12 protein-coding genes are annotated in these 12,487 nt (G+C 60.1%); 8 read left to right on the plus strand and 4 right to left on the minus strand.

Annotated elements, in window-relative coordinates; translation table 11 throughout:
- Window positions 1–9: 9 nt before the first annotated feature.
- Genes cysW through J5289_RS04055 form a run of 3 tightly spaced genes read right to left on the minus strand, consistent with a single transcriptional unit; the run spans window position 10 to window position 2,764 of the window.
- On the minus strand, window positions 10–882 hold the full coding sequence (gene cysW / locus J5289_RS04045; RefSeq protein WP_209182604.1) for a sulfate ABC transporter permease subunit CysW: 873 nt from the start codon (window positions 880–882) through the stop codon (window positions 10–12).
- Window positions 872–1,729, minus strand: coding sequence for a sulfate ABC transporter permease subunit CysT (gene cysT, locus J5289_RS04050; protein WP_111216351.1), 858 nt, complete (start codon window positions 1,727–1,729; stop codon window positions 872–874). Before cysT ends, cysW begins: the two co-directional genes overlap by 11 nt.
- A gap of 6 nt (window positions 1,730–1,735) precedes the next feature.
- Complete coding sequence (locus J5289_RS04055) at window positions 1,736–2,764, minus strand: sulfate ABC transporter substrate-binding protein (RefSeq protein WP_209206776.1); 1,029 nt, start codon at window positions 2,762–2,764, stop codon at window positions 1,736–1,738.
- Between the two features lie 285 nt (window positions 2,765–3,049).
- Between J5289_RS04055 and J5289_RS04060 the strand changes: the two genes are divergently transcribed.
- Window positions 3,050–4,279, plus strand: coding sequence for a nucleotide sugar dehydrogenase (locus tag J5289_RS04060; RefSeq protein WP_247749748.1), 1,230 nt, complete (start codon window positions 3,050–3,052; stop codon window positions 4,277–4,279).
- On the opposite strand, the gene J5289_RS04065 is transcribed toward J5289_RS04060, so the two are convergent.
- Complete coding sequence (locus J5289_RS04065) at window positions 4,276–5,202, minus strand: SDR family oxidoreductase (RefSeq protein WP_209182607.1); 927 nt, start codon at window positions 5,200–5,202, stop codon at window positions 4,276–4,278. The genes J5289_RS04060 and J5289_RS04065 overlap by 4 nt on opposite strands.
- 192 nt (window positions 5,203–5,394) lie before the next feature.
- On the opposite strand from J5289_RS04065, the gene J5289_RS04070 reads away from it, so the two are divergent.
- From J5289_RS04070 to J5289_RS04100, 7 genes are all read left to right on the plus strand, one after another.
- A complete protein-coding gene (locus J5289_RS04070) occupies window positions 5,395–5,970 on the plus strand; it encodes a sugar transferase (RefSeq protein WP_209182608.1) in 576 nt (191 codons plus the stop codon).
- Window positions 5,971–6,156: 186 nt separating this feature from the next.
- Window positions 6,157–7,494: an O-antigen ligase gene (locus J5289_RS04075; RefSeq protein WP_209229140.1), complete on the plus strand. Its 1,338-nt coding sequence runs from the start codon at window positions 6,157–6,159 to the stop codon at window positions 7,492–7,494.
- A gap of 203 nt (window positions 7,495–7,697) precedes the next feature.
- Window positions 7,698–8,177 (plus strand): chemotaxis protein CheW, encoded by a 480-nt coding sequence (locus J5289_RS04080; RefSeq protein ID WP_209182610.1) that lies wholly within the window; start codon window positions 7,698–7,700, stop codon window positions 8,175–8,177.
- 235 nt (window positions 8,178–8,412) lie between these two features.
- Complete coding sequence (locus tag J5289_RS04085; protein WP_111216365.1) at window positions 8,413–8,622, plus strand: cold-shock protein; 210 nt, start codon at window positions 8,413–8,415, stop codon at window positions 8,620–8,622.
- Window positions 8,623–8,847: 225 nt separating this feature from the next.
- Window positions 8,848–9,090, plus strand: a complete 243-nt coding sequence (locus J5289_RS04090) for a DUF982 domain-containing protein (RefSeq protein ID WP_111216367.1) — start codon at window positions 8,848–8,850, stop codon at window positions 9,088–9,090.
- Between the two features lie 194 nt (window positions 9,091–9,284).
- Window positions 9,285–10,496 (plus strand): efflux RND transporter periplasmic adaptor subunit, encoded by a 1,212-nt coding sequence (locus J5289_RS04095; RefSeq protein ID WP_209182611.1) that lies wholly within the window; start codon window positions 9,285–9,287, stop codon window positions 10,494–10,496.
- Between the two features lie 3 nt (window positions 10,497–10,499).
- Entirely contained in the window at window positions 10,500–12,461 is a 1,962-nt protein-coding gene (locus J5289_RS04100) for a MacB family efflux pump subunit (RefSeq protein ID WP_209187311.1), read from the plus strand.
- The last annotated feature ends 26 nt before the right edge of the window (window positions 12,462–12,487 follow it).

Consider the following 12,487-nt stretch of genomic DNA (forward strand, 5'->3'; position numbering starts at 1 on the left):
CAGTCTTCCTTAGTGACGCCGGCTCGCAGCGATTTCCTCGCTGAAGCGCATTTCCAGCAACGTCTTGAGAATAAGCGTCACCAAGGCGAGCAGCGCAAGCAGAGTTGCCACGGCGAAAGCGCCGGAGAAATTGTAGTCGTTGTAGAGAATTTCGATCTGCAGCGGCATGGTGTTGGTCTCGCCGCGGATATGACCTGACACCACCGAGACTGCGCCGAATTCGCCCATGGCGCGGGCGTTGCAGAGCAGCACGCCGTAGAGCAGCCCCCATTTGATATTCGGCAGCGTCACGTACCAGAAGGTCTGGAAACCGCTGGCGCCGAGCGAAAGGGCGGCCTCTTCATCGGCCGTGCCCTGTTCCTGCATCAGCGGGATCAGTTCGCGGGCGACAAACGGAAAGGTGACGAACATCGTCGCCAGTACGAGCCCCGGCACCGCGAACAGGATCTTGATGTTGTTTGCCTCCAGCCATGGGCCGAGCAGGCTGTTGGAGCCGAACAGCAACACGAACACCAGTCCGGCGATGACCGGGGATACCGAGAAGGGCAGGTCGATGAGCGTCGTCAGGAACGCCTTGCCTTTGAATTCGAACTTGGCGATCGCCCAGGCCGCACCCACGCCGAAAACCAGGTTGAGCGGCACGCTGATGGCCGCGACAATCAGCGTCAGCTTGATGGCGGAAAATGTCTCCTCGTCCTGCAGCGCCTCGAAAAATGCGCCAGCGCCCTTGCGAAACGCTTCGACGAAAACGGCTGCCATCGGTAGCAGCAGGATCAGCGCCAGGAAAACCAGCGAGATTGCGATCAGCGTCCAGCGGGCGAACCGACTCTCGGTAACGGCAGACGTCACCTCATGAGGCGGCACTGTTGGATCATGCGCCATAGCCGTACCTCCGCCTGCTCCAGGTCTGGATGAGGTTGATCACCAGCAGCATCACGAAGGAGATGATCAGCATGATCGCGGCGATGCCGGTCGCTGCGGCATAATTATATTCCTCGAGCCGTATGACGATCAGTAACGGTGCAATTTCCGACACGTAGGGCAGGTTGCCGGCGATGAAGATAACCGATCCGTATTCCCCGACCGCGCGTGCAAAGGAAAGCGCGAAGCCGGTGAGCACGGCAGGAGCTAGCCCCGGCAGCAGCACCCGGGTGATGGTCTGGAAGCGGTTAGCGCCGAGCGTTGCTGCAGCCTCTTCGACCTCGCGGTCGATTTCTTCCATGATCGGCTGTACCGTGCGCACCACGAAGGGCAGGCCGACGAAAATCAGTGCAATCACTACGCCCACGGGCGTGAAAGCGACCTTGATGCCGAGCGGCGAGAGAAACTGGCCGATCCAGCCATTCGGCGAATAGAGTGTGGTCAGCGCGATACCGGCGACGGCCGTCGGCAGCGCGAAGGGCAGGTCAACGACGGCATCGATGATCCGCTTTCCGGGGAAATTGTAGCGGACCAGCACCCAGGCCAGAATGACGCCGAAAATTGCATTGACGACGGCAGCGACCAGGGCGCCGCCAAAGCTCATTCGCAACGCCGCGAGAACCCGAGGGTCTGACGCGATAGACCAGAAGGCTCCCCAGCCGAGCGAACTCGTCTTCAGCAGCAGGCCTGAAATCGGAATGAGAACGATGAGGATAAGCCATATCAAGGTAAAACCGAGCGCCATTCCAAATCCTGGAATGACGCTCGGTTGCCTGAATTGCCACCGTCTACGGGTTGGTGCCTGCATCTAGTCTTACTGTCCCGGCTTGTAGATCTTGTCGAAGATACCACCATCCGCGAAGAATTTAGGCTGCGCCACCTTCCATCCGCCAAAATCGTCGATCGAGGCGAGCTTGAGGTTGGGGAAGCGGGCAATGTTTTTCGGGTCGGCGGCTGCAGGCTTGATCGGACGGTAATAATGCGCAGCCGCAATCTTTTGTCCATCGTCCGAATAGAGATAGTTCAGATAAGCCTCGGCCAGCCTGCGCGTGCCCTTCTTGTCGACATTGCCGTCGACAACGGCAACCGGTGGATCGGCCCGGATCGATACCGACGGGGTGACGATCTCGAACTTGTCCGGCCCGAGTTCCTCGAGCGACAGGTAGGCTTCGTTCTCCCAGGCAAGCAAGACGTCGCCGAGGCCGCGTTGCACGAATGTCGTCGTCGCGCCACGGGCGCCGCTGTCGAGAACCGGCACGTGCTTTAGCAGCTTCGAGAGGTATTCCTCCGCCTTGGCATCGTCGCCGCCATTGGCTTCCTTTGCCCAGGCATAGGCTGCAAGAATGTTCCAGCGCGCGCCACCCGAGGTCTTGGGGTTCGGAGTGATGACCTGGACGCCGTCCTTGATGAGATCGGGCCAGTCCTTGATAGCCTTGGGGTTCCCCTTGCGGACGAGGAAGACGATCGTCGAGGTGTAGGGCACGCTCTTGTTGGGAAACTTGGTGTTCCAGTCCGCCGGGATCTTGTTGGTCGCCTTGGAGATCGCATCGATATCGCCTTCGAGCGCCAGCGTCACTACATCGGCGTTCAGGCCGTCGATGACCGAGCGAGCCTGGGCCCCCGAACCGCCGTGCGAAGCCTTGAGCTCGACGGTCTCGCCGGTATCCTTCTTCCACTTGGCAGCGAAGGCGGCGTTGAAATCCTTGTAGAGTTCGCGCGTCGGATCGTAGGACACGTTGAGCAGCGTCTGTTCGGCTGCAAAAACGGGTGCCAGTTCGGAGAGCGAAAAGCTGCCGATCAGCACTGCGGTGGCAAGAAGTCTGGATAGCCGTAGCGTCTGCATGAACACCTCCCTGATTGTGCCTCAACTCTACCAATCTGGTCGTATAATGTAACGGCGATTGTTCCCGCGACGCCCGCCAACGTGGAATTTCATCCCATAGACTCGCGGAAAATGAAATCACATTGCTGAGCGAAGCCGCAGAGACTGGATCTCATCGATCCCGATCATGATTTAAGCTGACATTGCCGGTCCCTTTGCGTTAATTGCTCGAAATGCCTGAGGAATAAGTTCGTGAGCGAAAAAATTGCAGTGATAGGGCTGGGCTATGTCGGCCTGCCGGTCGCCATGGCCCTGGCCGACAAATACGCCGGGGTCATCGGTTTCGATATCAACGACGCGCGGGTCGAAGACCTGAAAAATGGCCGGGACTCGACCCGGGAAGTTTCGCCAGACCGCCTTCGCGAGACTTCGCTGCGCCTGTCGAGCGGCCTGGAAGACCTTGGCGATCGCACGGTATTCATCGTCGCGGTGCCGACGCCGATCGACAAGAACCGCCAGCCGGACCTGCGGCCGCTGATCGCCGCCTCGCGCACCGTCGGCAAGGTGCTGAAGCCGGGCGCAATCGTCGTCTACGAATCGACGGTCTTTCCCGGTGTCACGGAGGAAATCTGCGGCCCGGTGCTGGCTGAAGTCTCCGGCCTGAAACAGGGCGAAGGCTTCCATCTCGGCTATTCGCCGGAGCGCATCAACCCCGGCGACCGCGAACACACGTTCGAGCGCATCGTCAAGGTGGTGTCCGGCGATACGCCGGAAACGCTCGAACGGGTCGCGGCGATCTACAGCAGCGTTGTCGATGCCGGCATCCACCGCGCGACCAGCATCCGTGTTGCCGAGGCTGCCAAGGTCATCGAGAACACCCAGCGCGACCTCAACATCGCGCTGATGAACGAGCTGTCGATCATCTTCGAAAAGATGGACATCCGCACCGCCGACGTTCTTGAGGCAGCGCGGACCAAGTGGAATTTCCTGCCCTTCACGCCAGGGCTGGTCGGTGGCCACTGCATCGGCGTCGATCCCTATTACCTGACGGCCAAGGCCGAGGAACTTGGCTACCATCCCGAAGTCATCCTGTCCGGCAGGCGGATCAACGACGGCATGGGGGCTTTTATAGCCCAGAAGCTCATCAAGATGCTGGTGTCGGCGGAAAAGCCGATCAACGGTGCGCGGATCGGCATCTTCGGCCTGACATTCAAGGAGAATGTCCCCGATCTGCGCAACAGCCGCGTGCCAGACATCATCCGCGAGTTGCACCAGTTCGGACTCAAGCCCCTTATCCACGACCCGATGGCCGATGCTGACGAGGCCGAACATGAATATGACGTTCGCTTCACCGCCCTCGATGCATTCCCGCCACTCGATGCTATCGTCCTTGCCGTCCCGCACCGCCAGTATCTCGTCGACGATGCCGGAGCCCTGCTAGACCTGCTGAAACCCGGCGGCGTCGTGGTCGATGTCAAATCGGCGCTCCAACTCGACAATCCAGGCCTTGTGGGCCATGCCGTCTGGAGCCTCTAGCCTGGGAAGGCCTGCACCGTCAGCGCCAGACCCTGTTCGCTTGAAAACGGTGGCGTCCAGCCGGTAATGCGTCGGGTCTCGCCGATATCGACTTGCAGCGAACCCAGCAGCCGTCTCGCCGCCGAACCCTTGCCCAGCATTGCCGCAGCCGCTTCGATGAGGCGGGGTGGCACGGGCAGCAGCCAGGTCTTGCGACCCATTGCGCCAGAAATGCCGGCGATCAACTGCCCGATGGAAAGGTCCTCGCCGTCGCTGACGAGAAATGTGCGGTTGGCAGCGTCCGGGTGAGCGACGCAGAGGATGATGAAATCCGTCAGGTTGCCGACGAACAGCAGCGACCTTTTGTTGGAGATGAGGCCGAACGGCAGGGGCAGGCCGCGCCGCGCAAGGCGCATCAGGCTCGCAAAGTTGGCTTTGACACCCGGACCGTAGATAAGTGGCGGACGAATCACGACGATGTCCATCCCCGTCTGCCTGCCGAGGTCAAACAGCGCCTGTTCTGCCTCCCATTTCGAAAGCCCGTAGGGATCCCTGGGCTCCGGCACGTCTGCGGCGGTGAAAGGCCGGCCTGGGGCCGTCTCCTCGCCGTTTACCTTGATCGAACTCACGAAAATGAAGCGCCGAGCGCCGGCCGCTGCGGCCTGGTGTGCCAGATTGAGCGTGGCGTCGACATTCGCGGCACGAAACGCAGCCAGCGGATCTGCCGCCGTATCATCCATGACATGCACGCGAGCGGCTAGATGAACCACGCAATCGATGCCGGCCAGCGCTTCGGTCCAGTCCGTGCGGGCGTCGATCGCGCCCACCGGATGAAACCCTGACGTAGGCAGGCGACTGGCCGGACGAGAGGCAATCCCGCGCGCAGTAAGGTCCGCACAGAGCGCTGTGCCAACGAACCCGGTTGCCCCGGTCACCAATATCATGCGCCGGCCCCTGTGGTAGTTTCAAGCATTCGATCATCCCGCGTTTCTGTCTGCTATTAGCGCTATCAGCACTCAGGCGATAGACGTCGGGATGCGATCCGAAACCGGGAAAACAGGGTGCAAACGACAATCTGATTGTGAAATCGCCCGGGATATGAGATTCACGCCGAAATTTCTCTCCGGCAGTTCCAGATGTTGTACACCGTCTCCAAACGCAGTTTCGACCTGTTCGCAGCCCTTGCGGCAGCGATCCTGTTTTCGATTCCGATCCTGGTCGTGGCAATCTGTGTCCGTGCAACCTCGAAGGGGCCAGTGCTGTACTGGTCCGATCGGGTCGGCCGGGACAATCGCATTTTCCGGATGCCGAAATTTCGCAGCATGCGCGTCGATACGCCAGCCGTTGCGACCCATCTGCTTTCCGACCCGACACGTTACCTGACGCCGATCGGCTCCTTCCTGCGCCGCTCCAGCCTCGACGAGTTGCCGCAGCTCTGGTGCATCCTCAAGGGCGAGATGAGCCTTGTCGGTCCGCGTCCAGCCCTCTTCAACCAGCAGGACCTGATCGAGCTTCGCACTGCCAGCGGCGTCCACGCTCTGGTGCCGGGCCTGACCGGCTGGGCCCAGATCAACGGCCGCGATGAGCTGCCCATTCCCGACAAAGTACGGCTCGACGCCGAGTATCTGAAGCGTCGATCCTTCGCGTTTGATCTATGGATCATTCTCCTCACCGCCATGAAGGTGCTGGGGCGGGATGGCGTAACGCATTGAGCCGAGTGCGATCTTCTTGCCATGACGGCGTGAATTTCGAGCCCTGCTGCAGCTGAAACCCCGATCCCCTCTTTACAGCCAGCCGGCACCTCGGGATAAGCGTCAGGAGATTGTCCGGTCGGACACCCGAAGACCTCGGCGAGGCCGGGGTCAATGCCCACCTACCTATCGGAGCGGTCAAGGGATATGATGACTACATCGACTGCAGCGAAGCCGAATGCCCTTCTGACGGTTATCATTAGTATCGCCTGGCTTTTCGCTGCCTCCGCGGTGTTCGTCGAAACGGATGCCTATCGCTATGCATCGGCAGTTCTCGCCATCATTGCTCTGGTCCATTTCCTGAAGATGCCGAACCGGCCCGCTACAAACTGGCTTGGCTGGCTCTGCATGGCGTGGGGCATCTATGTCGCGGTCCGCTTCCTTCGCTTCTACATCATGACGCATCCGCACGAGAGCGGCGCATCCGAGTGGCTCTACGCTTTCCCGTTTTTCTTCCCGATCCTGGGTGTTGCCTTTTCGATGACGGAAGGGCGGATCGAGCGCATCGTCGCAGCGTTTTTCGCGGTCGCCCTAGTGATGCTCGCGACCACCACCGGATACGTGCGGATATTTGCCGGCGAAACGGTCAAGCCCCTGATCATGAACAACCAGATTCACGGGGCGGTCGCCTGCGGCCTCATCCTTTTGTCGGCCTATTTCTGGTGGCTTCACTACCTTTCCAACAGCGATGCGAAGCCGCTCCTGCGCCGATTTGGCCTTGTCGTCGCACCTGTTGTGATGGTCCTCTGTCTCATCGCTATCTATGGCGCAAAGTCCAAGGGCGTCTGGCTGGCGCTGACCTTGACGTTGCCGATCGCCGGCTTGTTGTCCCTGACCTATCTGCGTCTGCGTACCGGGCTGATCACCATTGTCGCCGCATCCATCCTTCTCGGTTGCGGTGCCTATGCCGTACGCCACAATCTCAACAAGACGGCCGGGCCGACTGTCGATGCGGCGATTTCCATGCTTGAGGGCTTTCACGCGCGTCGCGACTTCAACGGGGTCGTGCTCGGAACGATCGATTCACCGACGACACCTGTCTCGATGGATGAGCGTTTGCAGCTCTGGTACGACGCCGGCGAACTCATTTCCTCGGCGCCGGTGTTCGGCTGGGGAAGCAAATGGGTCGACCAGTTGAATGCCGCGCGCTATCCGAACGTCAGGTATACGCTGTTCCACAACGGCTATCTCGAAATCCTGGTGCGCTTCGGTATCTTCGGCGCGGTCATCATGTCTGTCATCCTCGGCGCGCTGTTCGTTTCGGTGTTTCGTGCCTTTCGTGCCGGCGTCATCCCGCGCGCCGCCTTCCACGTCTACACGGTCGGCCTGTTCTTCTTCGCCCTGACGCTACTCAGCAACTCGAACAACAGACTGGCGATCGGCGAAAGCCTGGCCCTCCTCAGTTCGGCCTTTGCCTGCTGGTGCAACATGCGAACGGCGCACGACTACGACGCATTGCGGGAAGAGCCCGGCGCGAGAGGCTGAAAGCGCAATGCGCAAGCGAAGGATTGTCGCTGTCGGGATGCGAATATTCGAAAACTCTGCCGTTTGCTTAAAAGGGCAACCGCCCGTTTAATCAAAACGCAATTGTTACCCGTCATGGTAAGAGCGTCCAGGCGCCGCCATCCGCCTGTCAACGTTCGGGTCATTCGCTGGCAACGCAGCCGCCTCGGCCGGCAGGAGTTTTGATGAACATCGTCAACAAGCAATCGCATTCGAGCGGCGATACCCTCGAAATCCTTTCCTTCCACCTCAATGGCCAGGAATTTTGCGTACGCACGACGGCCATTCGCGAGATCCGCGGCTGGGATGCCGCAACGCCGATCCCCCATTCGCCGGCTGAGGTCATGGGCGTGATGAACTTGCGCGGCACGGTGATCCCAATCATCGACCTTTCGCTCAAGCTCGGCATGAAAAGCACCGTGCCGACCGAGCGCAGCGCCATCGTGGTCGCCGAAATCAACGAAACATCGATGGGCCTGATCGTCGACAGCGTATCCGATATCCTCACCATCGATGCCGCCCTGCTGCAACCAGTTCCCGACATGAATGTCCCAGGCGGCACGAGCTATTCCGATGGCATCATTGCTCAGGATAGCGGCATGATCTGCTTTCTCAATCTTGAGCGCATGTTCGAAGCATCCGGACTGGAAAACCTGGCCGCCTGAGCCGGCGGCTGACCACATTTGTGTTCGGTGACTTGCCCTGGTTGCCCCGGCTGATGGTCGACAGGTTGACATCAGGGCCACCGAACCCTATCTAAAGGTTGTCGATATTGCTTGTCTGACTTTTGTTATTGCGCGCATCTTGCGTGCCCTGGACGAACTTCCTTTCAAAATCGGGACTTCACCTCGCGGCGCTTTTTGCGCGGCGATCCTTCAAATTACATGAAAGGGTTTCGTCATGGCCACTGGCACAGTTAAATGGTTTAATTCCACAAAGGGCTTCGGCTTCATTCAGCCTGACAACGGCGATGCCGATGTTTTCGTTCACATCTCGGCCGTCGAACGCGCTGGCATGCGCGAAATCGTCGAAGGCCAGAAGCTCTCCTACGAGCTTGAGCGCGACAACAAGTCGGGCAAGATGTCTGCCGCTCAGCTTCAGGCTGCTTAAAGGTCTTTCTGTCCCGGCAGCGGCAACGTAGCCGGGGCATGAACACCATCGGAAGGTCAGGCAATATGCCTGGCCTTTTTTGGTTGCAGTCGGTCTTCTCGCTGCAGGCAAACGCCTTCGTGTCAGGCATCTCGAGCCGACACGCGCCAGCCTCCCGATCTAACCAAACAATCTGTACCGGCAACTTCATCCGAAATGGGTGACGATTGCGGCATTGGAGATATCATGCGCCCTACACGATGGAGCGAAATCGTCACCCTGACGGTCAAGCCAGGCGAACTCATAACCCTCAAGAACCCTGCCGAAGCGCTCGAGTTTCTGGACGGCCCATGGCCGGGCAGTCCCGGTCCACGCCATGCCGCCGCGCGCCGCTTTTGCCGTGCTGCTCTTGCAGGCAACAAGGATTCGGAAGACGCCCGCAAGGTCTTCGTCGAGGCAGCCCAGGAGGCCAACCTCAAGCCTCGCTGATTTCCAGCCATATCCAGCGGATCGTCGCATGAAACAGGCGGCATCCCTAAAAAATACCAGTCCGGACACTTTTGGAAATATTCGGAAAAACGCCGTTCGCCGATGGATGTTATGCCCGGCGCAATGGAGAGTTTGATGATCCGATTGCTGCAGCCTGCCTGTCCCGCCTTTGACTTCGACGGGGAGAATTCCTGATGCACCGTGCACTTTTATTCGTGCTCCTGCCGCTGCTGGTCGTCGCTGCGGTAGTCTTTGTTTTTCGCGGCCGGCTGTTTGCGGCCGACGGACCGTCTTTCATCGCGGCAGCCGTCACGCGCGGCGATGTCGAGGAGACAGTTCTTGCTTCTGGCACCTTCAAGCCAGCGCAGATGGTAGCCGTCGGCGCGCAGGTTTCCGGCCGCATCACCGCCCTCAATGTCAAGCTTGGTGATACGGTCCAGAAAGGTGCGCTGGTTGCCGAGATCGATTCCGTCACCCAAAGAAACGAACTTCGCACGGCGCAGGCCTCCCTTGCCAACGTCAAGGCGCAGCGCGACGAGAGCGAAGCTGATCTCGAAAACGCCGAGATAACCCTTACGCGCCAGCAAGCGATATTTGCCAAGCAGGCCGGTCCTAAGTCGGACCTCGACAGCGCCGTAGCAACCGTCAAGAAAACGACCGCCGAGATCGCAGCTCTCGATGCCCAGATAACCTCTGCCCAAGTCGCCGTCGAGACAGCAGAAGCCAACCTTGCCTATACCCATATCACCGCGCCGATGGATGGCACCGTTCTGGCGATCGTCAATCAGCAGGGCCAGACAGTCAACGCTGCACAGTCGGCTCCGACCATTGTCATTCTCGGCCAATTGCAGACGATGACGGTGCGGGCCGAAATTTCGGAGGCCGATGTCGTCAAGGTCAAGGTCGGCCAGGCGATCGACTTTACTATCCTCGGCGATCCCGGAACGATCCACCGCACGGTACTGCAATCTATAGAGCCGGCTCCTGAATCGATCACCAGCGACAGCAGCATCAGTTCGTCGAGCACGACATCGAGTTCGTCCACCACTTCGTCGACATCGACCTCTGCGATCTACTACAACGGCATCTTTGATGTTCCCAATCCCGACGGCCGCTTCCGGACCTACATGTCCGCCGAGGTTCACATCGTGCTGGGCTCGGCGCGGGGCGTCCTCACCATACCTTCAGCAGCCTTGGGCGCCATAGGCGCGGATGGCCAGTACGATGTGCAGGTCGCCGCAGCCGACAATTCGACGTCGATGCGCAAGGTGAAGATCGGTCTCAACAACAATGTCAGCGCCGAGGTCCAGTCCGGGTTGTCGGAGGGCGAGCGGGTCGTCGTCGGCGAGAGAAGTGCCACCCAGGCGACGACGAAAATGGGCGGGCCGCCACCGATGGGACTTTAGGCCATGGCCGAGCCAATCATCCGGCTAACCGATCTCAGGCGTGACTACAGTTCGGGCGACAGCACGATCAGCGTCCTCAAGGAGATCAACCTGTCGATCGAAGAGGGCGAGATGATCGCCATTGTCGGTCCCTCGGGATCCGGCAAGTCGACGCTGATGAACATTCTGGGGCTGCTCGACAGGCCGACGTCGGGGACATATGCCGTCGCCGGCCAATCGACGCAAACGCTCGACAGCGATGCTCTGTCGAAGCTGCGCCGCGAGCATTTCGGGTTTATCTTCCAGCGCTATCACCTGCTGTCCGAACTGACCGCTCTCGGCAATGTCGAAGTCCCGGCCATCTACGCCGGCCAGTCATCTGCGCGCAGCATCCGCGCGCGGGAACTGCTTGTGCGGCTTGGTCTTGGAGATCGTCTCGGTCACAGGCCCGGCCAGCTTTCCGGCGGCCAGCAGCAGCGTGTCTCTATCGCGCGGGCGTTGATGAACAACGGCAACGTCATCCTCGCCGACGAGCCCACCGGCGCGCTCGACAGGCAGAGCGGTGAAGATGTCCTGCGCATTCTCAACGAGTTGAATGCCGAAGGACATACGGTCATCATCGTCACCCACGACATGTCGGTCGCGGCCCATGCCCACCGGATCATAGAAATATCCGACGGCTGCATCGTCGCCGATCGTCCTTCGGAAAAAGCCGCGTTGCCGACCGGCCCTGTATCCGCGATGGTGAGACCAGCGCCGCAATCCGGCCCGGGCTGGCGGGCTGGCCTCGCCAGTTTGCGCGAAGCCTTCATCATGGCGATCCTGGCGCTCAAGGCGCACCGCTTGCGGACTTTCCTGACTATGCTCGGCATCATCATCGGCATTGCCTCGGTCGTCTGCGTCGTCGCTCTGGGGCAGGGAACGCAGCAGAAGGTGCTTTCCAATATCAGTGGCCTCGGCACCAACACGCTGGAGATATTTCCGGGCAAGGGTTTTGGCGATCCCCGCGCAGGTCGCATCAAGACCCTGGTGGTCTCGGATGCCAACGCGTTGAAGCAGCTGAGCTATGTCGCAGCGGTGACGCCCACGGTTTCGACCAGCACCACCGTTCGGTTCGGCGCCAAGGAGGCCAATGCCCTGGTGAACGGCGTCGGCGACCAGTATTTTGTAGCCAAGGGCTCGAAGCTGACGAAAGGCCGGTTCTTCGATGACAGGGATGTGCGGGACATTACCCAGAACGCCGTCATCGACCAGAATACCGCATCGTCGCTGTTCGACAATACCGGGCTCGATCCGGTAGGCCAGATCATACTGGTCGGCAAGACGCCGATCCGCGTCATCGGCGTCATTGCCATGCAGCAGGGCGGGTTCGGCTCCAGCGACAACCTGTCGGTCTATCTGCCCTATACCAGCGTCCAGGCACGCTTCCTCGGCGATATGTCGCTGCGCAGCATCACCGTGCGGGTGTCCGACGATGCATCAAGCTCGGTTGCCGAGGATGCCATCACGCAATTTCTGAAACGTCGCCACGCGGCGCAGGACTTTTCCATTCTGAATACGGACGACATCCGCAAGACGATCACCGCCACGGCCGAGACCCTGACGCTGCTGGTGGCGGCCATCGCCGTCATTTCCCTGCTCGTCGGCGGTATCGGGGTAATGAATATCATGCTGGTGTCGGTGTCCGAGCGGGTGGGTGAAATCGGCGTGCGGATGGCCGTCGGCGCCCGGCGCAAGGATATTCTCCAGCAATTCCTGATCGAAGCCGTGATTGTCTGTGCGCTCGGCGGCGCGTTAGGCATTGCCACCGCGATGACCTTCGGCGCGGTCTTCAATGCGATCAGTACCAATTTCTCGCTGATCTATTCCGATGGCTCGATCCTGCTGGCGATCGGCTTTTCATGCCTGATCGGCGTGGTGTTCGGCTTCATGCCGGCGCGCAACGCCTCGCTGCTGGATCCTGTCGCGGCGCTGGCGCGCGATTGACGCGAAGTGTCTGTGGCTTTCAAGGG

It is taken from the genome of Rhizobium sp. B230/85 (assembly GCF_019355735.1).
GTDB classification, from domain to species: Bacteria; Pseudomonadota; Alphaproteobacteria; order Rhizobiales; family Rhizobiaceae; genus Rhizobium; species Rhizobium rhododendri.

Coding starts and splice junctions, on each gene's coding strand:
- cysW (WP_209182604.1), bottom strand. CDS start 882: ATGGCGCATGATCCAACAGTGCCGCCTCATGAGGTGACGTCTGCCGTT.
- J5289_RS04080 (WP_209182610.1), top strand. CDS start 7,698: ATGAACATCGTCAACAAGCAATCGCATTCGAGCGGCGATACCCTCGAA.
- J5289_RS04100 (WP_209187311.1), top strand. CDS start 10,500: ATGGCCGAGCCAATCATCCGGCTAACCGATCTCAGGCGTGACTACAGT.
- J5289_RS04060 (WP_247749748.1), top strand. CDS start 3,050: ATGGCCCTGGCCGACAAATACGCCGGGGTCATCGGTTTCGATATCAAC.
- J5289_RS04065 (WP_209182607.1), bottom strand. CDS start 5,202: ATGATATTGGTGACCGGGGCAACCGGGTTCGTTGGCACAGCGCTCTGT.
- J5289_RS04090 (WP_111216367.1), top strand. CDS start 8,848: ATGCGCCCTACACGATGGAGCGAAATCGTCACCCTGACGGTCAAGCCA.
- J5289_RS04070 (WP_209182608.1), top strand. CDS start 5,395: ATGTTGTACACCGTCTCCAAACGCAGTTTCGACCTGTTCGCAGCCCTT.
- J5289_RS04055 (WP_209206776.1), bottom strand. CDS start 2,764: ATGCAGACGCTACGGCTATCCAGACTTCTTGCCACCGCAGTGCTGATC.
- J5289_RS04095 (WP_209182611.1), top strand. CDS start 9,285: ATGCACCGTGCACTTTTATTCGTGCTCCTGCCGCTGCTGGTCGTCGCT.
- J5289_RS04085 (WP_111216365.1), top strand. CDS start 8,413: ATGGCCACTGGCACAGTTAAATGGTTTAATTCCACAAAGGGCTTCGGC.
- J5289_RS04075 (WP_209229140.1), top strand. CDS start 6,157: ATGATGACTACATCGACTGCAGCGAAGCCGAATGCCCTTCTGACGGTT.
- cysT (WP_111216351.1), bottom strand. CDS start 1,729: ATGCAGGCACCAACCCGTAGACGGTGGCAATTCAGGCAACCGAGCGTC.